General features: G+C 74.0%; 22 protein-coding genes. 11 read left to right on the top strand and 11 right to left on the bottom strand.

Annotated elements, in window-relative coordinates; genetic code table 11:
• Positions 1-49 precede the first annotated feature (49 nt).
• The 9 genes from ACZ6BG_RS28445 to ACZ6BG_RS28405 form a co-directional block, all read right to left on the bottom strand.
• A complete protein-coding gene (locus tag ACZ6BG_RS28445; protein ID WP_469006614.1) occupies positions 50-1318 on the bottom strand; it encodes a GNAT family N-acetyltransferase in 1269 nt (422 codons plus the stop codon).
• On the bottom strand, positions 1315-2109 hold the full coding sequence (locus tag ACZ6BG_RS28440) for a YveK family protein (RefSeq protein ID WP_469006611.1): 795 nt from the start codon (positions 2107-2109) through the stop codon (positions 1315-1317). Before ACZ6BG_RS28440 ends, ACZ6BG_RS28445 begins: the two co-directional genes overlap by 4 nt.
• Positions 2106-3254, bottom strand: coding sequence for a glycosyltransferase (locus tag ACZ6BG_RS28435; protein ID WP_469006608.1), 1149 nt, complete (start codon positions 3252-3254; stop codon positions 2106-2108). The genes ACZ6BG_RS28440 and ACZ6BG_RS28435 overlap by 4 nt, the downstream gene beginning before the upstream one ends.
• The gene (locus ACZ6BG_RS28430) at positions 3251-3970 is read right to left on the bottom strand and encodes a polysaccharide deacetylase family protein (RefSeq protein ID WP_469006606.1); all 720 of its coding nucleotides are present in this window, start codon (positions 3968-3970) and stop codon (positions 3251-3253) included. Before ACZ6BG_RS28430 ends, ACZ6BG_RS28435 begins: the two co-directional genes overlap by 4 nt.
• A gap of 358 nt (positions 3971-4328) precedes the next feature.
• Positions 4329-6224 carry a murein biosynthesis integral membrane protein MurJ gene (gene murJ / locus ACZ6BG_RS28425; RefSeq protein ID WP_469006604.1) on the bottom strand — a complete coding sequence of 632 codons (1896 nt, stop codon included), beginning with the start codon at positions 6222-6224 and terminating at the stop codon, positions 4329-4331.
• Positions 6221-7741, bottom strand: coding sequence for an O-antigen ligase family protein (locus ACZ6BG_RS28420; protein WP_469006602.1), 1521 nt, complete (start codon positions 7739-7741; stop codon positions 6221-6223). Before ACZ6BG_RS28420 ends, murJ begins: the two co-directional genes overlap by 4 nt.
• Positions 7742-7745: 4 nt before the next feature.
• Positions 7746-9428, bottom strand: a complete 1683-nt coding sequence (locus ACZ6BG_RS28415; protein ID WP_469006600.1) for a sugar transferase — start codon at positions 9426-9428, stop codon at positions 7746-7748.
• Entirely contained in the window at positions 9425-10927 is a 1503-nt protein-coding gene (locus ACZ6BG_RS28410) for a glycosyltransferase (RefSeq protein WP_469006598.1), read from the bottom strand. The genes ACZ6BG_RS28415 and ACZ6BG_RS28410 overlap by 4 nt, the downstream gene beginning before the upstream one ends.
• A 44-nt stretch (positions 10928-10971) precedes the next feature.
• The gene (locus tag ACZ6BG_RS28405) at positions 10972-12087 is read right to left on the bottom strand and encodes a DUF3344 domain-containing protein (protein ID WP_469006596.1); all 1116 of its coding nucleotides are present in this window, start codon (positions 12085-12087) and stop codon (positions 10972-10974) included.
• A gap of 276 nt (positions 12088-12363) precedes the next feature.
• On the opposite strand from ACZ6BG_RS28405, the gene ACZ6BG_RS28400 reads away from it, so the two are divergent.
• The 8 genes from ACZ6BG_RS28400 to ACZ6BG_RS28365 all read left to right on the top strand — a co-directional run bounded on the left by ACZ6BG_RS28400 (position 12364) and on the right by ACZ6BG_RS28365 (position 17195).
• Positions 12364-12603 (top strand): chaplin, encoded by a 240-nt coding sequence (locus ACZ6BG_RS28400; protein ID WP_469006594.1) that lies wholly within the window; start codon positions 12364-12366, stop codon positions 12601-12603.
• 298 nt (positions 12604-12901) lie between these two features.
• Complete coding sequence (locus ACZ6BG_RS28395; RefSeq protein ID WP_469006592.1) at positions 12902-13561, top strand: hypothetical protein; 660 nt, start codon at positions 12902-12904, stop codon at positions 13559-13561.
• 256 nt (positions 13562-13817) lie between these two features.
• Complete coding sequence (locus ACZ6BG_RS28390; RefSeq protein ID WP_469006590.1) at positions 13818-14096, top strand: hypothetical protein; 279 nt, start codon at positions 13818-13820, stop codon at positions 14094-14096.
• A 105-nt stretch (positions 14097-14201) separates the two neighbouring features.
• Positions 14202-14450, top strand: a complete 249-nt coding sequence (locus tag ACZ6BG_RS28385) for a chaplin (protein WP_469006588.1) — start codon at positions 14202-14204, stop codon at positions 14448-14450.
• Between the two features lie 225 nt (positions 14451-14675).
• Positions 14676-15179: a DUF5949 family protein gene (locus tag ACZ6BG_RS28380; protein WP_469006586.1), complete on the top strand. Its 504-nt coding sequence runs from the start codon at positions 14676-14678 to the stop codon at positions 15177-15179.
• Positions 15179-15841, top strand: a complete 663-nt coding sequence (locus ACZ6BG_RS28375) for a vitamin K epoxide reductase family protein (protein ID WP_469006584.1) — start codon at positions 15179-15181, stop codon at positions 15839-15841. Before ACZ6BG_RS28380 ends, ACZ6BG_RS28375 begins: the two co-directional genes overlap by 1 nt.
• Before the next feature lie 73 nt (positions 15842-15914).
• Entirely contained in the window at positions 15915-16280 is a 366-nt protein-coding gene (locus ACZ6BG_RS28370; protein WP_469006582.1) for a tyrosinase cofactor, read from the top strand.
• 45 nt (positions 16281-16325) lie between these two features.
• A complete protein-coding gene (locus ACZ6BG_RS28365; protein WP_469006579.1) occupies positions 16326-17195 on the top strand; it encodes a tyrosinase family protein in 870 nt (289 codons plus the stop codon).
• Positions 17196-17306: 111 nt separating this feature from the next.
• On the opposite strand, the gene ACZ6BG_RS28360 is transcribed toward ACZ6BG_RS28365, so the two are convergent.
• Positions 17307-17573, bottom strand: coding sequence for a chaplin (locus ACZ6BG_RS28360; RefSeq protein ID WP_469006577.1), 267 nt, complete (start codon positions 17571-17573; stop codon positions 17307-17309).
• A 219-nt stretch (positions 17574-17792) separates the two neighbouring features.
• On the opposite strand from ACZ6BG_RS28360, the gene ACZ6BG_RS28355 reads away from it, so the two are divergent.
• The gene (locus ACZ6BG_RS28355; RefSeq protein ID WP_469006575.1) at positions 17793-18074 is read left to right on the top strand and encodes a hypothetical protein; all 282 of its coding nucleotides are present in this window, start codon (positions 17793-17795) and stop codon (positions 18072-18074) included.
• Between the two features lie 29 nt (positions 18075-18103).
• Here the strand turns inward: ACZ6BG_RS28355 and ACZ6BG_RS28350 are convergent, their stop codons facing one another.
• Positions 18104-18796 (bottom strand): M23 family metallopeptidase, encoded by a 693-nt coding sequence (locus ACZ6BG_RS28350; RefSeq protein WP_469006573.1) that lies wholly within the window; start codon positions 18794-18796, stop codon positions 18104-18106.
• 179 nt (positions 18797-18975) lie between these two features.
• Between ACZ6BG_RS28350 and ACZ6BG_RS28345 the strand changes: the two genes are divergently transcribed.
• Both ACZ6BG_RS28345 and ACZ6BG_RS28340 read left to right on the top strand, forming a co-directional pair.
• Positions 18976-19599: a chemotaxis protein CheB gene (locus tag ACZ6BG_RS28345; protein WP_469006570.1), complete on the top strand. Its 624-nt coding sequence runs from the start codon at positions 18976-18978 to the stop codon at positions 19597-19599.
• Complete coding sequence (locus tag ACZ6BG_RS28340) at positions 19599-21461, top strand: CheR family methyltransferase (protein WP_469006567.1); 1863 nt, start codon at positions 19599-19601, stop codon at positions 21459-21461. Before ACZ6BG_RS28345 ends, ACZ6BG_RS28340 begins: the two co-directional genes overlap by 1 nt.
• Positions 21462-21600: the final 139 nt, after the last annotated feature.

Below are 21600 nucleotides of genomic sequence, written 5' to 3'. Positions count from 1 at the left end.
GGGCGCGCGGGGCGCGGGGGCGGTTGGGCCCGGCGCGGTGGCGGAACCTTCACGGGGAAGTTCCGCCACCGGGCCGCCCCTCACCTCCACGCCCCTCACCTCCACGGCCCTCACCCGCACGGCTTTCACCCGCACGGCTTTCACCCCTACGGCTTTCACCCCCACGGCGCTCACCCACAGGCCCCGCACCCCCACGCCCCGCACGTTCGCGCCCCTGCTGGCGCAGTTGCCGTTCCCGGCGCACTCCCCGCGCCCACTCCCGCGCCGCCGCCTCGCCCGCGGCCGCCGCGAGCAGCGGGGCCGTGCCGGCGCGGGCCAGCAGGTAGCGGCGGTTGGGGGCGGGGACGGGGCGCCAGTGGTGTTTGTACGGTTCGTCGCCGCGCAGCAGGGACAGGGTGCGCGGGTGGGCGCCCGCGGTGTACTGGGTGCAGGCGTCGAGCAGCATCGTGGCCACGTCGACCTTGCGTTCGCGCAGGCGTGGATGGGCGCCGTAGAGGTAGCCGCCCGCGAGCCGCGCGGACAGCAGGGTGACGTCGGCGGCCAGGACCTCCCCGTCGACGTGGAACTCCGTGACCACCGCGTCGCCCGCCGCCACCATGGGGCGCACGGAGCGCAGCAGGTGCTCGCGGAAGCGCGGGCGGAGGTGTTCGGTCGTCACCCTGCGCCCCTGCCACTGGAGTTGGTGCAGCCGCAGGAGGGTGGCCAGGGACGCCTCCACCTCGTCGGCGGGTACGACCCGGGCCCGCACGCCGACCGCCGTGAGCTTGCGCAGTTTGGCGCGGGCGCGCTGGGCCGTCGTCGTGGGCAGCCGCTTCAGGAGCTCGTCGACGGGCAGCGGGGGCAGTTCGAGGCAGGGGGAGTCGGTGAGCGCGCGGCGCGGGCCGCGCCACCGCTCGTACACGCTCTCGACGCACGCGCCCGGGCGGGCCTCGCGGAAGTCGATCAGCGCACCCCGGGCGAGCTCGCGCAACCCCTCGGTGAGGGCGTCCGCCGCGCGCTCGCGGCGGTCGGCGGCGAGCAGCACGTCCGCGAAGTCCGAGATGGCGCCGCCGAGCGGCCGCAGCGCCGGGACGGGCCGGTACGTCCGCATCAGCGGCGCCGCCGCCACCAGGTCACCGCCGTCGCGGACCAGCAGCACCCGCAGCCGCCCGCGACGGCCGTACGACCGCCACCACGACGTCAGCCACGCGTGGCTCTGGAACGGCGTCGCCTCCTCGCAGTCCTCGTACAGCCGCCGCCAGGGACCGGCGAGGGACGCGAACTCGGCCTCGTCCACGCAGAGTCCGGTGCTGAGCCCGGACCGGGTCGCCGTCGTCACGCGCCGCCCCGGACCTCGGCGGACGCGGGCCCCGGCACGGCGCCGCCGGGCAGCGGCCGGGCGGTGGCGCGGGGGCGCACCAGGAGCCCGAGGCCGCCGAGCAGGCCGCCCGCGCACAGGCCGACCAGGGCGGTCACCGGGGCGGAGAGCGAGGAGGGCGCGGTGGGCGCGACGGCGCGGGAGAACGGCAGGAGCTTGACGCGGGTGCTGTCCTTGGTGTGGCGGGCGCTGGTGGTGAGCGCGCGGGACACCGCGTTCGCGAGGGTGGCGGCGGCGTCGGGCCGGTCGGCCGACGCGGACACCGAGATCATGGGGGCGTCGGGGGAGGTCGCCACCTTGACCCGGTCCTGCAGTTCGGTGGGCGAGATGCCCGCGGCGATCTGGGCGTCCCCGAGGACGGCGAGCTGGGTGGCGACCCTGCCGTAGGCCTGCGCGAAGCCCAGGGCGGTGGCCGGGTCGGCCTTGGCGCCGGGCACGGCGACGACATAGCTGGTGGCGGTGTACTCCGGGGTCTGGAGCAGCCCGTACGTGCCGCCCGCCAGGGCGCCGAGGGCCGCGCAGACCGGCAGGACGGTCCAGCGGGGGAGACGGGTGAGGGGGGCGAGGGGGGCGAGGCGGGTACGGGCGCGCGGTGGGGGCGGGGTGTCGGCGCCGGGGGCGGTGGGGTGCGGGGCGGACGGGGTCTTGGTGGCCTGCGTGCCGCCGGTTCCGCCTGTCGTGCCGCCGGACTTGGTGCTGGACTCGGTGCTGGACGTGGTCGTGCCCGAGGGGGCGCTCGAAGGGGCGCTCATGGAGCGTTCACCTCCTGGTTCGGGCCGGTGAGCACGGACGCGTAGACGTCCATCAGCCGACCGGCGCTGCGGGTGATGTCGTAGTGCCGCACCGCGGCGGGTGCCGTGCGCTGCGGCGGTGGTCCTGACCTGCGCAGGCCGTAGAGGACCTGCGCGAAGGAGTCCGGGTCGCTCGCGCAGTACGCGGAGTTGGTGCGCTCGTGCGCGGGCAGCCCCTCGACGGCGGGGCAGGACGCGTAGAGCACGGGAAGGCCGCCGGCCAGGCCCTCCACGAGGGCGAGGCCGAACGCCTCCTCGGGGGACGGGGAGGCCAGGGTGTCCATGGCCGAGAGCAGCGACGGCAGATGCGTGACGGCGTGCTCCGCGCCACCGTCCTCGTGCGCGGTCTCGCCCGCGAACCGCACCCGGTCGGCGAGACCGAGCCGCCCGGCGAGACGGCGCAGCTCCGGCTCCTGCGGGCCCGACCCGACAAGGAGGACCCGTACGTCGGCCGGGAGTTGGGCGGCGGCGCGCAGCAGGACGTCGAAGCGCTTGCCCTCGGTGAGACGGCCGACGCCGCCGATGACGAACGCGTCCGCGGGCAGGCCGAGGCGCTCCCGCACGGCCGCGCGGGCGGCCGGGTCGAAGCGGAAGCGCTCGGCGTCGATGCCGTTGGGCACCACCCGGATGCGCCCCCAGGGCACGCCCCACCGGTTGAGGCGGGTGCCGACGGCCGGGGACACGGCGACGGTCATCCGGCCGAGCCGCTCCCCGGCGAGGTACAGCGCGCGCACGCCGGACGTCAGCGGGCGCCCCTCCATCTGCGAGTCGCCGAGGGAGTGTTCGGTGGCGACGACCGCCCGCACCCCGGCGAGACGGGCCGCGATCCGCCCGTACAGGCAGGCGCGGTAGAGGTGGGTGTGGACGACGTCGTAGCGGCCCGCGCGGATCAGCCGGACCAGGCGGGGCAGGGCGGCGACGTCCCGGTTGCCCGCCATGCCGAGGTCGGTGACGCGGGTGCCGTCGGCGGTGATGCCGCGGGCGACGCTGCCCGCGTTGGTGAGGGTGAGGACGTCGCAGGTGGCCGGCAGGTGGCGCAGCAGCAGGCGCAGTTGCTGCTCGGCGCCGCCCATGCCGAGCCCGGTGATGATGTGCAGGACCCTCACGCGGTCACCGCCGCCGGGCGCGGGGTGTGGTCCGGGCGCAGGGTGCGGCCGCGCGGCCCGCCGGTGGCCTGCTTCAGGCGCAGCCGCAGGGCGGTGTCGCGCTGCCCGACGTGGATGCGGGGCAGGGCGAGCGGTCCTGTGAGGTCGCCGGGGGCGATGGCGCAGGCGTACGCGTACCCGGCGGCGCGCACGGCGGCCAGGACGCGGGGGTCCGCGTGGCCGTACGGATAGCAGAATCCGTGTACGTCACGGCCCGTCAGGTCGGCCACGGCGGACCGGCTGTCCGCGACCTCGCGGCGCAGGGCGTCGTCGTCGGCCCGTGTGAGGTCGACGTGCGTCAGGCCGTGCGAGGCGACCTCCATGCCCTGCTCGGCCGCGCTCCGGACGCCGTCGGCGTCGAGGAGGGGCTTGCGCGGGCCCAGCTGGTCCCAGGCGTTGTCGCCGCCGAGACGGCCCGGCAGTACGAAGACGGTGGCGGTGCAGTCGTGGCGGTGCAGCAGGGGCACGGCGTGGTCGAGGAAGTCGGCGTACCCGTCGTCGAAGGTGAGCCCCACGAGGCCGCGCCCCCGTCCCCGGCGGTACGCCTCCAGGAGCCGCTCCATGGACACCCCGCGCAGGCCGCGGCGGCCCAGCCAGGCCAACTGGGCGTCGAGGCGGTCGGGGGAGACGGTGATGTTGTACGGGTCGTCGGTGGGGTCGGCGACGGAGTGGTACATGGCGATCCAGCTCGCGGGGCTTTCGCTCGCGGGGCGCCTTTCGCTCGCGGGGCGCGTTGGGCGGTGGGCGGGGGGACCCGGGGGTGGGGTGGGGTCGTTGTCCGGGTGCGGGTTTGCGGGGGGTGCGCCGCGCTGCGCGCGGCGGGTGCTCCTACCCGCCCACCCGTTGCCGTCGGCCGTGGGGTGCGGGCCGGGGGCCGTCGGGGCGGTCCGGTTGTCCGGTCGCGTGGGCCCTCCGGGTGGTGTCCGGTCGCCCGGGTGCGTGGGTCCCTGGGGTGGTGTCCGGTCGTCCGGCCGCGTGGGTCCCTCGGGCCGCGTCCGGGCGCCCGGTCTCGGCGGCCCCTCGGACCGCGTGAAGTCAGCTGTCATGGCGTCCCTTTCGTCTGGCGGAGCTAGGGGCGCGGAGGCGCGCGGCGGCGCTCAGGCGCGCGGTCGCGGCGCGCAGGGCCGGTACGCCGAGCCCCCACCCGACCGCCAGGAACGCCACCCCCACCACCAGGCCGCCCGTCACCACCGCGGCGACCGGCGGGCCGACGTGGTGGGCGCACCAGGCGCCCAGGCCCGCCGCGCACGCGGCCGCGAAGGTGAGGCGGCCCAACTGCCCGGCGACGGCGCGCGTGCGCAGGGGGACGGCGCGCGGCCCGAGGGCGTGCAGCAGGAGCACCGCGGTGACGCAGATCCCGGCCGCGTTGGCGCCCGCGATGCCGTACACGCCCCAGGTGCCCACGGTCAGGAAGCCGGTCCCGGCAGTCGTGAGGATGCCGACGCCCATCGCGGCCAGTGGCGCCCAGGTGGCCCGGCCGACGGAGAAGTGGGCGCGGGCGAGGGCGCCCACCAGCGTGTGGCCGAGCAGCCCGAGGGCGTACACCCGCATGACGGCGGCCGTCGCCGAGGTGTCCGCCGACGTGAACGCGCCGCGCTGGAAGAGCAGGTGGACCAGGTCGGGCGCGACGGCGACGATCGCCGCGGCGCCGTAGAGCACCACGCACCCGGCGAGCACCAGGTCCCGCTCGACCCGGTCCCGCGCCCGCTCGGTCTCGCCCGCGGCCAGGGCCCGCGCGACCACCGGGAAGGTGACCGTGCACAGCATCAGCGACAGGACCATCGGCATCTGCGCGACCTTCTGCGCGTAGTTCAGATGCGAGATCGCCCCGGCGGGCAGCGAGGACGCGAGGAACCGCTCGATGAGCACCTGCGACTGGCGGCACAGCGCGAAAAGGAGCACGGTCCAGATGACGGCCGTCTCCAGGCGTACGGCCTGCTCTCCCCGCGCCGCCCCCCGCCCCGCCGCCCCGGCCGCGCCCCGCAGCCGCAACTGCCGCCACAGGAACGGCGCCTGTACGACGACCATCAGCACGCCGCCCAGCGCCACCCCCACCGCGGCCGCGCGCACGCCGAGCGGCACGGCGAGCAGGAACAGGGCGGCGATGATGGCGGTGTTGTAGACGACGTACACGGCGGCGGGCGCGGCGAAGCGCTGGTGGGCGCGGAGAGCCGCGCTGCAGTAACCGGCGAGCCCGAAGCTCAGGGCACAGGTCGCGGTCAGCCGGGTGCAGTCCACGGCGAGCCCGGGGTCCGGCAGGCCCGGCGCGAGCGCGGCCACCAGGAGCGGGGCCGCGGCGATGAGCGCGAGGCAGGCGCCCACGAACCACAGGGTCATCCTCGGCAGGGAGGCGGCGACCAGGGCGCGTACCGGATCGGGCCCGGCCCCGTCGGCCGCCGCGCGCCGCGCGAGCGCCAGGCTGAACGCGGGCACCAGGAAGAAGGCGAGCCCGTCCTCGATGAGCAGCGTCGCCGCCATCTCCGGCACGGTCCACGCCACCAGGAACGCGTCGGTGTCGCTCCCGGCCCCGAAGAAGTGCGCGAGCACCTGATCGCGCACGAGCCCGAGAAGGGACCCGGCGACGGTCAGGACGGCGGTGACGGCGGCGGCCTTGGCGAGGAAGGAGTTGCCGGGGTCGGTGCCGGGGGGAGGGTCGGAGGCGAGAGGAGGGTCGGAGGCGAGAGGAGGGTCGGAGACGGGGGGTGCGGTGGCGTCGGGAGGCGGGTTCGGGCCGGGGAGCGCGGTGGTGCCCGGGGGCGCGGTGGTGCCGGAGGGTGCGCTCGTGCCGGAGCGTGCGGTGGTGTCGAGGGGTTTGTCCGTACGGGGGACGGGGTCCGGCCCGGCGGCTTCGGTGGCCCCGGCCGGGCCCGGAGCGCCCTTCGCCGGTGCGGCCTCCCCCGCCCCCGCCTCGGTGCCGGGCAGCGTCGTCATCGCACCCCCGCCACGGCCTGCGGCACACCCGTCTCGTACGAACTCCCGCTCTCGTACGCCGAGTCGGCCCCGCGCGCCGAACCCGCCCCGCTCCCCGACCCCACCTCATGCCCCACGCCGGAGAGGCACGCCGAACCCTCCGCGCCCCCCTCGCGCTCCCCCCGCCCCCGCAGTGCCCACCAGGCGCACCCCCCGAGCGCCACCGCCGTGAGCACCGTGGACGGGCCGCCGATGTCGGCGTACATGAAGTCGACGAGCTGCCAGACCAGCAGGCCGCAGGCCACGAGGGCGCAGTCGAGGCGCTCTCCCCCGGCCTCCGCCCGGCCGCGCCGGGGCCGTACCCGCGCCCATCCGCGTACCGCGCACACCAGCAGCGCCAGCCAGCTGCCCGCCAGGGTGAGCAGGCCGAGGAGGCCCTGTTCGCCGAGGATGAGGAGGTACATGTTGTGCGGGGACAGCAGCGGCTGGCGGCGGAACTCGGCGCCCGCGCCCGCCGTGTCGCTGCCGGAGGACAGGGCGAGGGAGGCGTGGCTGTCGCGGTGTTCGGGGAAGCCCTTGAGGCCGACGCCGGTCACCGGGTGGTCCCGCCACATGTCGACGGACGCCGCCCACATCGCGTACCGGTCGGTGACGGACTGGTCGGGGGCGTCCGTGACGTCGGTGATGCTGCTGAGCCGGTCCTGGAGCAACTGCGACCCGAGGCCGAGCCCGGCCACCAGGACGACCCCCGCCGCCGCCCCGACGAGTGCGGCGCGCAGCGCGTGCCGCACCCCGGCGAGCAGCAGGACCACCCCGCAGGCCGCCACCGTCGCGATCCACGCGCCCCGGCTGAACGACAGCGCGAGCGGCACGGTCAGGAGCCCCGCGCAGGTCAGCGCGGCGGCCCGCTGCCGGGGCGCGTGCGGGCGGAAGGCGAGGGCGAGCGCGGCAACGAGCCCGTACGACACCACCGTCGCCATCCCCATGACGTCCGTCGGCCCGAACGTGCCCACCGCCCGGATGTCCGCGCCCATGTACGACGCCCCGGTCCCGGTGAGGTTCTGGTGCACCCCGAGCGCGCCCTGGAAGAGCGCGAGCCCGACGAACGCCCAGGCGAGCACCCGGAATTGGCGGGCGTCCCGGATCAGGACGAGCACGGCAGCGGGTACGAGGACGAAGACCTGGAGGTAGCGCGCGGCCCCGGTGACGCCGGTCGCCGCCGACGAGGACGCGCACGCGGCCGCGGCGATGCCGACCACGGGCAGGCCGAGGACCACGGCGGCGCTCCGGCTCAGGGGGCGGCGCGCGGAGCGGACGACGTGGACGAGGGCGCAGCCGACGACCAGCGCGGAGAACGCGTCGGCGGGGGTGCCCCCGGAGCCGTCGCCCGCCGGGACGGGCAGCGCGAGCAGGGCCAGGAGCACGACGACGGGGAGGACGGGCAGGACGGTGGCGGCGTGGCGGAGGGCGGGCGTCGGCGAGGTGCCCGAGGGGGGCGGCGAGGCGTGCGGGGGCGGGTGCGGCAGGGCGTGTTCCACGCGATCAGCTCCCCGTGCGGCGCAGCAGGCACCCGACCGTGCGCAGCAGGATGCACAGGTCCTGCCAGAGCGACCAGCTGTCGATGTACGCGTTGTCGTAGCGGCACCGGTCCTCGATGGAGGTGTCCCCGCGCAGGCCGTGGATCTGGGCGAGGCCGGTGATGCCCGTCTGCATCCGGTGGCGGTAGGCGTACTGCGGGTGGCGCAGGCTGAACCGGTCGACGAAGAAGGGCCGTTCGGGGCGCGGGCCGACCAGGCTCATGTCGCCGCGCAGCACGTTCCACAGCTGCGGCAGCTCGTCCAGCGAGGTGCCGCGCAGGAACCGGCAGAAGGGGCTCATGCGGTGCTCGTTCGCGACGCTCCACCGGGTGGCCGACTCCTGAGGGTCGGCGGGGCGGTGGGTGCGGAACTTCAGGAGCGTGAACAGCCGTCCGTCCTTGCCGACGCGCTCCTGGCGGAACACCACACCCGGGCCCTCCGTGGCGCGGAGGACCAGCGCGCAGGCGAGCAGCAGCGGTCCGGTGAGCAGGAGCAGGGTGCCGGACACGACGATGTCGAGCGCCCTTTTGCCCGCGCTCGGCCGCGGCCGGTACGCGGCCACCAGCGGGCGGCAGCGGAATCCGGCCACGAACAGGGGGCGGGCGCGGTCGCGCGGCGCGGGGACGGTCGGTCCGCGCGGGTCGACCTCCCACAGCTCGCAGCCGAGTCCGCGCAGGGCGGCGACGCGGGCGTCGTCGGCGGGGGCGCGGCCGGACAGGAGCAGGACGGCCCGGACGTCGTTCTGGATGACGGCGCGGTGCAGTTCGTCCTCGGAGGACAGCAGGGGGAGTTCGGGCGCGGCGCCCATGTGCTGCTCGGGCCCGCCGCCGACTCCACTGTCCTGCCCCGTACTCGATCCGGCGCCAAGCCCGGCCCCCGGCCCACCGTCGGCCCCGAAACCCGCCCCGGCGCCCCCGCCCGACGCCCCGCCCCGCTCGAACTCGGCCCCGTACGCGTACTCGGCGTCCCCCGAAGCCCCTGACACCCCTGCTTCCCCAGACGCCCCCGCCTCCCCCACGACCCCCACCGGCCGCACCCCGCACCGCGGCCGCCGCAGCAGTGCCGCCGCCACGCTCCGCGCCTGGCCGCCGTGGCCGAGCACCAGGACCGGACGGGGCCTGCGCGCGGCCGCCGCCCTGCGGTGCCAGTGCGCGAGGGCACGGCCGCCCGCGCCGAGCACGCCGTGCAGCGCGGCCGCGGTGAGCAGGGTGGCCGGGGGCAGCGGGGCGGACGGCGGCACGACCGGGGCGAGCGCCGGGGTCAGGGCCGGGGCGAGGACCGAGGCGGCGCACCAGGCGAGGGCGATCCGCCAGGCCAGCGCGGGCAGTTCGTCGAGGAGGGACGGCGCGAGCGTGTCCTCGTACAGCCTGCCCTGGGTGTTGAGGGCGAGGACGCCGGTGAGGAGCACGGCGAGCAGGGCCGGGGAGCGGTACGGGTCCGGGAGCAGCAGGGCCGCGGTCACGGCGGCGAGCGCGTCGGCGGAGAGCAGGGCGAAGGCCCGGTGGCCGCGGTGGACGGGCAGCCCGCCGCGGCCACCGGCGCGCCCGGCGGGTGCTCCCCGGGGAGCGACGACGAGGGGCCCGGTCCGGTGCCGCTCGTCCTGCCGTGGGTGTCCGGACGACGAGGTGACGGTGCGTTCCGCGCTCACGTGGTGCTGCACTCCCTGTGCTCGGTGGGCGCCGGGCCCAGAAGTTCGCGGTACACCGCTTCGACCGCGGCCGCCGTACGGCGCACGTCGTGGTGGCTGAGGACGTGTGCGCGCCCCTGTGCGCCCAGGGACTCCCGCAGGGCCGGGTCGCGCAGCAGGGCCGTCAGGGCGTCGGCCAGCGCGTCCGGGTCCTCGGGCGGGACCAGGGCGTGGGCGTGGTGCGCGGGCGGCAGGCTCTCGCGGGCGCCGTCCACATCGGTGAGGACGACGGGCCGGGCGCAGGACATGGCCTCCAGGGGAGCGAGCGCCATGCCTTCCCAGCGGGACGGCTGGACGACCACGTCGGCCGCCCGGTACCAGGGCGCGGTGTCCTCGGCCGCGCCCACGAACGTCACGGAGGAGCCGGCGGCGTCGGACAGCGCAGCCGTGCCGACCGGCCCCGCCCGCAGCGCCGCCGGGTCCGGCGAGCCCGTCCGCAGCGCGCCCGTGTCAGGCAGCCCCGTCCGCAGCGACCCCGCGCCCGGCGACCCCGCGCCCGGCAACCCCGCTCGCAGGTCCGCCGCGTCGACCGGCCCCGTCCGCAGCACTCCTGCGTCAGCCGACCCCGCCCGCAGGTCCGCCGTGTCGGCCGGCCCCGTCCGCAGCCCCGCCGCCTCACCCAGCCCCGCCCGCAGCGCCTCCGCGTCAGGCCCGTCGCCGACCAGCACGAGCCGGGCCCCCGGCACGCGCGCGGCCACCGTCGTCCAGGCGCGCAGCAGCACGTCCTGCCCCTTCTGGCGGCACAGCCGTCCGACGCACACCACCCAGGGGGCGTCCAGCCAGGGGCCGTCCGCCCAGGGGCCGTCCGCCCAGGGGGCGTCCAACCAGGGGGCAGCCGCCATCCGGGGAGCGTCCACGCCCCACACGCCCTCGCCCGCCGCGAGCAGCTCGGCGCGCGCCGCCCGCCGGTCGGCCGGGGCGAACCGCTGCGGGTCGATGCCGTTCGGCACGATGGAGCAGGGGCCCGTGATGCCCGCGCGGCGGCCGGTGTCACGTTCCGCCGCGCTGACGCACAGGGTGCGGGCCGTCCAGCGGGCCGCGTGCCGCTCCCAGGTGCGGGCGAGCAGCGCGACGCCGCCGTCGACGGCCTCGAACGACCAGGCGTGCGGCTGGAAGACGGTCGGTACGCGCCCGCGCACGGCGACCCGGGCGGCGAGCCCCGCCTTGGCGCTGTGCGCGTGCACCAGGGTGGGCCGTACGGCGTCCACGACCCGGGCGAGGTCGCGCACCTCGGCGCGCAGGCCGGGGCCGGGGGAGCGGGCCGCCGCCCAGGGGTGCACGGGGACGGGCCCCGCGGAGCGGGCGAGGGTGCCGCCGTCCGGGCAGGCCAGGTGCACGTCCATGCCCGCCGCGCGCTGCGCCCTGACCAGGTCGGTGACGACGCGGGCGACGCCGCCGTCGACGGGCTGGCTGACGTGCAGGACGCGCGGCGCGGGGGAGGAGTTCGACGGCAGTTGCATGCACGACTCCTTGGGTTCCTTGGGTCAGGACGACGGAATGCGCGCTACCGCTTCACGTCGACCGCGGCGAACAGCACACCCGTCCAGGCCGCGTCGCGCCGCGCGGACATCCGCACCGTCAGGTCGCCGCGCTGTCCGCGCAGCCGGTCGGGCAGGCGCAGCACGTCGGAGTCGTAGCCCAGGGTGTTGGCGTACGCGGGGTTCCTGAGGGCGGGTCGGCCGGGCTCGCTGACGGTCGAGTTCAGTACGTCGTCGGCGGGGTTGGCGCGGTCCGAGAGTGGCACGGCCCTGCCGCGCCCGGCGGACACGTGCACCGCGTCACCGCGCACCCCCCGGTCGCCGTCGTACGCGACGAGCCCGACGACGCCGCCGTCACCTGCCGCACCGGACGCCACGGGGACGCCCTTCATCCGCACCGTGTGCCGCCGCCCCGTTACTCCGAACGAGTCGAACCCGTCCCACAGCGCGATTGACCGCTTCGGCAGCGCCGCGTTCTCGTACGCCACCACCAGCGTCCAGCCGCCCCACGCTCCGGCCTTGGAGTGCCCCATCGCGACGTTGACCTGCGCGACCGTGTAGAGCCCCGAGCCGGAGCCGCGGACCAGCGAGGTGACGTCGGCGGACGCCTGGAACGCGTCCGCGCCGCCCGCGACCCGGTGGCCCGTCAGGGTGTCGGCGAGGACGGCCCGGTAGCTGCCGCCGGGCTCGGCGATCAGCACCCGGCCGTTGTCCTTGGGCGGCTTCTGCTCCCCGACGCGGAGGTTGCCGCCCCAGTAGAGCCGGGCGTACGAGACCCGGGACCCGGCGGGCAGCCGGAGCTCGCCCGCGCTGGAGTTGTACGTGTTCGGGTCGCGGTCGATGTCCGTGTAGAACATCTCGAAGTCGTGGTTCGCGCCGGGCCCGCCGCGCCGCACGTCCGCGCACGGGGCCGCCGCGCGGGACACCGGACGGCGGCAGGTGATCGCCGAGTTGGCGGCCCGGACGATCCCGCCGTGCTGGACCGCGTGGTAACGCTGCGCGAAGGCGATGCGGGCCTTCTCGCCGTCGGGGGCGGCGGCGTCCGTGCCCGGGGCGGCGGAGCCGGTGCCGGTCAGTGAGAGGCATCCGGTGAGGGCGAGCAGGACGGCGAACACACGACGCGGGCCCAGAAGATGACGCATGACGGCGCTGGCCTTCCACAGTGCGGTTAATCGCATAAATGTGTGGATCTGAGTGTGTATGACGGAAATAGACTCAGAAGGAAGCGCAACTGTAGCGTTTATTCCGAGAGTTTCTGACGACTTGTTGCCGTGTGTCGGATTGGTGAAGCGTGTGGCCGAAGTGCGGGGAACACATCACTCATCTGGGCGCACAACCCACCGTCGGGGAATTCAGTTGATCCCCACACCGGGCATCACGCACGGCTTCCGCATCATCAGAACGAGGAGCAGTACTCCATGTCGCGTACCACCAAGGCCCTTGCCCTGTCCGCCGTCGCCGCCGCCGCCGTGGCCGGTGGCGCCGGTGTCGCCGCCGCCGACAGCGGCGCGCAGGGTGCGGCCACCCACTCCCCCGGCGTCATCTCGGGCAACGCCGTCCAGGTGCCGGTGCACGTTCCCGTCAACGTGTGCGGCAACAGCATCAACGTCATCGGCCTGCTGAACCCGGCGTTCGGCAACACCTGCGCCAACGACTGACGTACAGCCGTTCGGCGTACAGCGCCTGACGCAGAGTCGGCACAGCGGCGGTCGTCCCCGGTTTCGGGGGCGGCCGCCGCTTCGCGTGTCGCGCGCTTCCGGGTGGAGTACGTCGGTACCCCGGATGGACGTCGCCCGCCGGGTCGTCGGGCACCCGCCGCCCTTCCTTCTCACCTGCGCCGATGCCGGTTCCACCGGGCACAGCTCGCCGCAGTGCGTCGCCGCTCGGTTGCGGACCGTGGCGGCCGTTTAGACGGTGATCACAGGATCCGACGTATCACCGAAAGGGAAAAGACCTATGCGAGCTCTGCCTGTACGGCGCATCGCGACCTCCTTCCTGTGCACCGCGCTGCTGCTCGGCACCGCGGGCCCCGTCTATGCCGCGACCCACGACGACACGGCGCGCGAGGCGGCGGCCACCGCGCCGCAGGTGCCTCTTCCCGGCGTCGACGCGCTCCTGGCGCAGGTGAAGACGCTGGGCGACATCGGCGGCGTCCTCAAGCCGGTCACCGACCTGCTCGACGCCGCCCTGAAGGCGGACAACGGCCAGCTTCCGGCGGCGGACGCCGCGAAGCTCGGGGACGCCGTCAAGGAAGCGATCGCGAAGGTCACGGCGGCTGCCCCTGTCCCCAAGGGCGCCGAGCTCCCCACGACGCCGCAGCTCCCGGCGACGCCGCAGCTCCCGCTGGGCGGCGCGCCGGCCGCCCAGGCGCCGATGGACATCAAGGGCGACGCCCTGACCGCGCTGCAGAAGGCGGTCGACACCCTCCTCAAGGCCGTCACCTCGGGTGACGCCGCGGGCGTCGTCCCGGCGGCGACGGCGGTCGTCACGGGTCTGGTCAACGTCGTCGTCGCCACCGTCCTCGGCGGCGGCCTGCCGGTGCCGAACCTGCCGGGCCTGCCCGCGCTGCCCAAGCTGCCGACCGACGGCCTGCCGCTGCCCAAGCTGCCGGTCTGAGGCCGGTCCCCGCACCCTCGCCACCCGCCGCTTCCCCCACCGGGGCGGCGGGTGGCGTCGTCAACCCCGCCCGAAAATACGCCCGTTGATATGAGAAATAGCGGCCCTTTTCATCCGTGCGGGCCGGGGGGAAGTTTCCTCTCAGGGGTTTCCGTACCGTCCTGCGCTCGTTAGGCGCAGTGAACTCAAGAGACAGGCATTCGCTGCCTGAACGGTGCCCCCATAGGCGATCGAAGTCGCCGCAGAAAGGAACACGATGAAGTCCCTCAAGGCTGCCGCTGTCCTGGCCGGGTCGATGGCCGTCGCCGGTGTCGCCGCGCCCGCGTTCGCCAGCGACCTGACGCCCACCAGCCTGAACGGCGGCCTGGAGACCGTTCTCGGCCAGTCGATGCTGGACGCCAAGCCGCTCAGCACGAACATGCTGGACACCGAGAACAAGGACTCCGTCGTCAACACCGTGTCGGACGCCGCGGAGGGCTTGAACGCGCCCGGCGGCCCGACGCAGATTCTCGGTGGTCTTCCGCTCGGGAAGTAGCCAAGTCAATGGGGGAATGAGGACAGGAACCCATGGGCGTGTTTTTGCGGAGCTTTCCGCATTCGTGTCCATAGGCTGAAGTAAATCCACGGAAAGGTTTTGATCATGAAGAATGTCAAGAAGGCCGCCCTCGTCATCGCCGCAGCGGGCCTCGCCGCGGGCGCCGCGTCCGGCAGCGCCTTCGCCAGCGAGAACGGCGCCAGCGCCGAGGGCGCGGCGGTCGGCTCCCCGGGTGTCGCCTCCGGCAACCTCGGCCAGGTCCCGGTCAGCGTCCCGGTCAACGTGGTCGGCAACACCGCCAACCTGGTCGGCGCGCTCAACCCGGCGTTCGGCAACTCGGGCGCCAACAACTGAAAGCCCCTCGGGGACGCCTCCGCAGCGGAGGCGAAAGGGCCGGTCCCGCGACACACCGCCGGGACCGGCCCTTCTGCGTCGGTGGACCGCCCTTCGGCATCGGCGGACCCGGCCGCGTCAAGCCCGAGGGCCCGCTGACCCCATCGTGTGATGCCGTTTCCGTGCTCCGCCAGACAGGTGACAAAGGGATTCGGGCGGCCCCCACGCGTCTATAGCGTGCAGCCCATGACCTCAACCTCCAACGAACAGCGCACCTTCCGGGTGACCGACCTCGGCACCCTCGCCGTCCTCGCCTGGAGCGGCGAACACCCGGAGGACGAGCAGGACATGGCCTTCCTCCTGGCCTACTCCCTGGGCGACGCCGAAGGCGGCCCCGAAGCCACGGCCGAGGCCATGCGCACCCTCCTGCACAACGAGCAACTGCCCCTCGGCGGCCCCGTCCTCGACGGCGCCCGCACCCCCTCCCTGCCCGTCAGCCTCCTCGTCGAGGCCGAGCAGGCCGTCGTGAACATGCCGCACGTCAAGGCGCAGTGCGTCGTCCCGCCCGAGTGGCTCGCCGCCGTCGAACAGCGCGGCCACGCCTACTTCATGATCACCACCGTGGCCTGGCCCGAGGGCAAGCCCGGCAGCCCCGTCTCCGAGGAGGCGCTGCGCGACTTCGCCGGGTCCGAGGACACCATGCTGAACGCGGCCCACTGCCTGCTGCCCGTGCGCAGGCTGCGCGGCTGATGCGCGCCGTCGCGACCACGGGACGGGTGCCGGCGCAAGTCCCCGGAGCCCGGCCCGCCACCGCCCCCCGGCCGGAGAACTCCCGGACGGCCGGGGGCGGGCGCGGCCTCGCCCTGCTCCTCGTGCTCACGGCGGCGGCGGGGCTGCTCGCCTCCTGGGTCATCACCCTCGACAAGATCGAGCTCCTGAAGGACCCGGACTACGTCCCCGGGTGCAGCATGAACCCGGTGGTGTCCTGCGGCGGCGTCATGAAGAGCGAGCAGGCCGCGGTGTTCGGTTTCCCCAACCCGCTGCTCGGCCTCGCCGCGTACGCCGTCGTCCTCTGTGTCGGCGCGAGCCTCCTCGCCGGGGCCCGCTTTCCCCGCTGGTACTGGCTGACGCTGAACGCGGGCACGCTCTTCGGCGTCGGATTCTGCGCCTGGCTGCAATTCCAGTCGCTCTACCGCGTCAACGCGCTGTGCCTGTGGTGCTGTCTGGCGTGGGCCGCCACGATCCTCATGTTCTGGTACGTGACCTCGCACAACGTGCGCCATGGACTTCTGCCCGCGCCCGCGTCGCTGCGGACGTTCATGAATGACTTCACCTGGGTTTTCCCGGTGCTGCACACGGGCGTCATCGGAATGCTGATCCTCACCCGTTGGTGGGATTTCTGGATGAGCTGACCGCGTTTTGTCGAAACCGTCCCCGGCGCGGGAGGAGAATGCCGCGGTGTCGTCCGTACGCAGAGTCCACTGGTTGACGCGCCGTCATCTCATCGCCGTCGCGGCCGCGGCGGCCCTCGGAGCCGTCGGTGCCTTTCGCGGGTTGCGCGAGAAGGACGGACAGGAGGGGCTGCCGGGGGCACCGGGCGGGCCCGGGTTCGACGAGACGTACCGCGGCCGGCGCATCCAGGGCGAGCCCACGACGGGCCAGCGCGAGCACGGCCCCGGCGGCTGGCGGGTCACCGTCGACGGGCAGCCGCTCGGCCTGATGCGCCGGGCCGACGGCAGCTATCTGAGCATGATGGACCACTACCAGTCGTACGCGACCCCGCTGGCGGCCGTCCGCGGCGCGGTCGACGAACTCGGCGCGCACCAGACTCTGAGCGGCCGACTCCACTGAGTCCCGCCCGCACCGGGAACGGAGAACGGACGGATACCGACTGCCATGGTCTATACGCGCAGGAACCAGAACACCCTCAGCCGGGCCGAGCGACGACGGTTCGTCGACGCCGTGTTACGTCTCAAACGCCGCGGCGAGTACGACGAGTTCGTCCGCACGCACATCGACTTCTACGTCTCCGACGGCGACGACCGGCTGCGCGTCGCCCATATGTCGCCCACCTTCCTGCCCTGGCACCGCCGGTTCCTGCTCGACTTCGAGCGGGCCCTGCGCCGCATGGACGACGGCGTCACCGTGCCGTACTGGGACTGGACGAAGGACCGCAGCCCGGCCGCGTCCCTGTGGGGCGAGGACCTGATGGGCGGCAACGGGCGGCGCGGCGACCGGCGGGTCATGACCGGTCCCTTCGCCCGCCGCAACGGCTGGATCGTCAAGGAGTCCGTCACCGACGGGGACTTCCTCACCCGTGACCTCGGGCGCCGCGCCGACCCGATGGAGCTGCCGACCCACCGGGACGTGACGTGGGCGATGGCGGAGACGGTGTACGACGTCGAGCCCTGGGACTCCACGTCACGGCGGGGCTTCCGCAACCGCCTGGAGGGCTGGACGGAGGAGAGCGGCAGCGCGCGCTGGCGCAACCACAACCGGGTGCACCGCTGGGTCGGCGGGCACATGCTCGGCGGCGGCTCCGTCAACGACCCCGTCTTCTGGCTGAACCACGCCTTCGTCGACCTGCTGTGGAGCCGGTGGCAGCGGTTGCGCCCCGACTCCGCCCCGTACCTCCCGGCGAAGCCGCCCACCCTCGGTGACGCGCAGTACCAGCGCGTCGTCGCGCGCCGCGAGGCGATGCCGCCGTGGCGGACGACGCCGCAGGACATGCTCAGCCACAAGACGATCTACCGGTACGCCGAGTAGCCGATCCACCGGTACGCCGAGTGGCGCCGCGAGGACGGGGCGGAGCCGCCCGCGCGGGCGGCCCCGCACACGGCGAGGCCCCCGGCCGATGCCGGGGGCCTCGCCTCGGCGTCACTTGCCGTAGCCGCCGTGCAGGTCGCCGGTGTTGGCGCACTTGTTGCCGAACACGGGGTTCAGCAGGCCGACGACGTCGACGGTGTTGCCGCAGACGTTCACCGGAACGTTGACGGGGACCTGGACCAGGTTGCCCGAGAGCACACCGGGGGAGCCGACGGCCTTGCCCTGCGCGCCCGCGTCCGCCGAGGCAAGCGCGGCACCGCTGAGTACGACGGCACCTGCGCCGAGCGTGACGGCGGCTGCCTTCGCGATGCGAGACATCACGTTCTCCTTTGACTGGGAAAATACGGCCGCATAGGGACGGCCGCAGTTCCTCTAACGCACGTTGTTGACACGAAGTCACGCCGGGTGAGGCTTTGCGTATTCGTGTCGTACGGGGGGCCGAGAAATTCCGGAGAACACCCCGGGGCGGGGTGCGCTTCCTGAGTGACAGCGGTCGGCGAACCGTATCCTTCACCGCGCCCGGACGTTTGTGAGGGCATGACATCAGCACGCCGACTCATGGCCGCCGTCTCCCTCGCCGCCGGTGCCGCGGCGCTGGCCGCGCCCGCCGCGCACGCGTCCACCGACGCGTCGACCGCGTCCAAGATCTCCGTCCTGGACACGATCGACGACCTGCAGACCTCCGGCATCCCCGCCGAGCGCCGGGCCGAGGTGCCCACGGTCGCCAGCCAGCTCGGCGGTCTGAACCAACTGCACCAGCTGCACCAGATCACCGACCTGGTGGCGCCCGTGACCAACGCGGTGCCCGCCGTCCAGTAGCCCGCGGCCGACCGCTCCGGACAAGCCGCCTACAGCAGCCGTACCCCTCGCCTGGCCAGGTAGGAGACGGGGTTGATGTCCGAGCCGTAGCCGCGCCGGGCCCGTATCTCCAAGTGGAGGTGCGGGCCCGTGGCACGTCCGGTGGCGCCGCTGTAGCCGATGCGGGCGCCGGTGCGGATGCGCTGGCCCTGGCGCACCGAGATCCGGGAGAGGTGCGCGAACACCACATAGCGCTTGTCCGGCATCCGTACGGTCACCGCCTTGCCGTACGCCCCCGACCAGCGGGCGAGCACGACGACCCCGCCGGTCACCGCGTACACCGGGGTCCCGTGCGGCACCCCCAGGTCGATGCCGGTGTGGTGCCCGGCGGCCCAGTTGCCGCGCACGCCGTAGCGCGAGGTGACGCGGTAGCGGCGGCGCAACGGCCGGGTGTACCTGCCCGTGGGCTTCTCCGGGGCGCCGAGGCCCCGGCTGTCCTCCTCGGGGAGCATGGCCTCCGCGGCGGCGAGGTCGGCCTCGAACTCCTCGTCGAAGTCCGCGACGCACCAGTCCTCGGCCTCGGGGGCCCATTCCTCCCCCGGCGCGGCCCATTCGTCGTCCGCCGACGCGGGGGTCGCCGTGGTCGCAGTCAGCGCGCCGCCGGCCAGCAGTCCCGCGGCCAGGCCGAGCGCGTTCCGTCGTGTGGTGCCCGCTTCGCGCGGGCCGTCTATGCCGTAGCCCATACCTGCAAGGACACGCGCGACGGCACCGGCGCGCACGATCGGTTGCGCCGCCTGGCGTAAGGGCCTGGGGAGCGCGGGGCCGCCGTCCGCGCCGCGGGCGGGCCTCTTCGACCCTTCCGAACAGGCTGTTCGTGTCCGGGCCCGAGACCGCGGCCGCCGCCCGCGCTAGGCTCGACAGTGTGACCCCTCAGGAGTCGGCGAACACCGGCACGGATGTCGACGCGGACACCTCCTACGGGGTGGTGGCCATCGCGTCGTCGGCCGGAGGTGTGCACGGCGCCGGAGTGCTGCTCAGCGGCCTCGGCCCCGATCTGCGCGTGCCCGTGCTCCTCGTCCAGCACCTCGACCCGCGCCACCGCACGGTGATCGCCGAGGTGCTCTCCCGCCGCACCGACCTGCCGGTGAAGCTCGCGGAGCACGGTGAGCGGGCCCGGCCCGGCACCGTTCACATCGCGCCACCCGACCGGCACCTCCTCGTGGGCCCGGACGGCATGCTCTGGCTGTCGGACAGCGCCCTGGTCCACTTCGTGCGGCCCTCGGCCGACCTGCTCTTCGAGTCGGTGGCGGGGGCGTACGGGCCCCGGGCCATCGCCTGCGTCCTGACCGGGACGGGCAGCGACGGCGCGATGGGCGTCGACGCGGTGAAGTCGCGCGGCGGCACGGTGATCGCCCAGGACCCGGAGACGGCCGAATTCAGCGGTATGCCGCAGGCCGCAGTGAGTACGGGAGCCGTCGACTTCGTGCTACCTCTGGAGGAGATCGCCGCGGTCGTGCGCGGACTCGTCGAGGACAAGAGGCAGTGATGGCCGGTACGCAGGACACCGAGACGGATGAGGAACTTGAGGACCTTCTCGGCTTTCTGCGGGACGCGCGGGGATTCGACTTCACCGGGTACAAGCGCTCTTCCCTGGGGCGCCGCATCCGCAAGCGGATGTCCGACGTCGACGTGCAGACGTACGCGGACTACCGCGACCGCCTGGAGACCAGCGCCGACGAATTCGGCGCGCTCTTCAACACCATCCTGATCAATGTCACCTCGATCTTCCGCGACCCCGACGCATGGACGTTTCTGCAGCGCGAGGTGGTGCCGGAGCTGCTCGCCGGGCTCGACCCCGACGAGGAGGTGCGGGTGTGGAGCGCGGGCTGTTCGAGCGGCGAGGAGGCGTACTCCCTGGCGATCATGTTCGCCGAGGCGCTCGGCATCGAGGAGTGCGTCAACCGCGTCAAGATCTACGGCACGGACGTCGACGAGGAGGCGCTGCGCGAGGCCCGCTCCGCGCTCTACACCGCCAAGGACCTGGAAGCCCTGCCCATCGAACTGCGCGAGAAGTACTTCGAGCAGAACGGCGCACAGTTCGGCTTCCGGCCCGACCTGCGGCGCCGGGTGATCTTCGGGCGGCACGACGTGACCCGCGACGCCCCCATCTCCCGGCTCGACCTGCTCGTCTGCCGCAACACCCTGATGTACTTCAACGTCGAGGCGCAGGCGCAGATCGTCGACCGCTTCCACTTCGCGCTGCGCGAGCGCGGGTTCCTGTTCCTCGGCAAGGCCGAGATGCTCCTGAACGACGCCGAGCGCTTCGAGGTCGTCAGCATGCGCCAGCGCGTCTTCAGGCGCAGGCCCGGCGACTCGGGACCGCCCTACCAGCCCACGCCCCTGAAGATCAGGGCCGGCGTCGGCCTGGAACAGCGCTCGGTGGCCCGCAACCGGCAGCTGCGCGACCTGCTGCTCGACGCCATTCCGGTACCGGCCGTCGCCGTCGACGTGGACGGGACGGTCGTGCTGGTCAACGCGCACGCCCGGGTGCAGTTCGGGCTCACCGCGAACGACTGCGGGCGGCTCTTCCAGGACCTGGAGATCTCCTACCGGCCGGTCGAGCTGCGCTCGCTGATCGAGCAGGCCACGCACGAACGCAGGACACTGCGCATCAACCGGGTCGAGCGGAGGACAGGAGACGACGTGCAGTACAACGACATCGTGATCCAACCGCTCTCCGGTAACGACGGGCTGCCCGCGGCCACCATCATCACGTTCTCCGACGTCACGGTCTCCACCCAGCTCAAGGCCGAGATCAAGCGCGTACGCGAAGATCTGGAGACGGCCTACGAGGAACTCCAGTCCACCAATGAGGAGCTGGAGACCACCAACGAGGAACTCCAGTCCAGCATCGAGGAGCTGGAGACCACCAACGAGGAACTCCAGTCCACGAACGAGGAACTGGAGACGACCAACGAGGAACTCCAGTCCGGGAACGAGGAACTGGAGACCATGAACGACGAGATGCGCATCCGCTCGGAGGAGCTGGACGAGGCCCGCGCCTTCCTGGAGGGCGTGATGAGCAGCATCGCGGCGGGTGTGGTGGTCCTGGACGCCGAGATGAGGGTCAAGAGCTGGAACCGGGGCGCGAGCGAGCTGTGGGGGCTGCGCCTGGACGAGGTCATCGACGAGCCGTTCTACGGACTCGACTTCGGGCTGCCCACGGAGCAGCTGCGGCCGCTCGTCCAGAAGTGCCTGGACACCGGCAAGCGCACCGAGCAGGTCGGCGTCACCGCCGTGAGCCGCATCGGCCGCACCATCGTGTGCAACATCGTCTGCTCGCCGTTCAACGGGCACAACGGCGGGGTCGTGCTGCTGATGGAGGAGCTGTTGCAGAGCCGCGGCTGAGGGGTCGCACGGCTCTCCTGCCCGCGGGTGTGGCGTGCGGTGCGGGGAGGCGAGCGGCGACGCGGAGTGTTCACGCCAGTGTGGAGTGAGAAGTCCCCAAGGGCCCTGTGTTCCGTGAACTCCGGGCGTACGCTTCGGA

The organism is Streptomyces sp. NPDC041205, from assembly GCF_055591765.1.
Note: the sequence above shows the minus strand (reverse complement) of the source record. Positions and strands in the feature narration are given on the sequence as shown.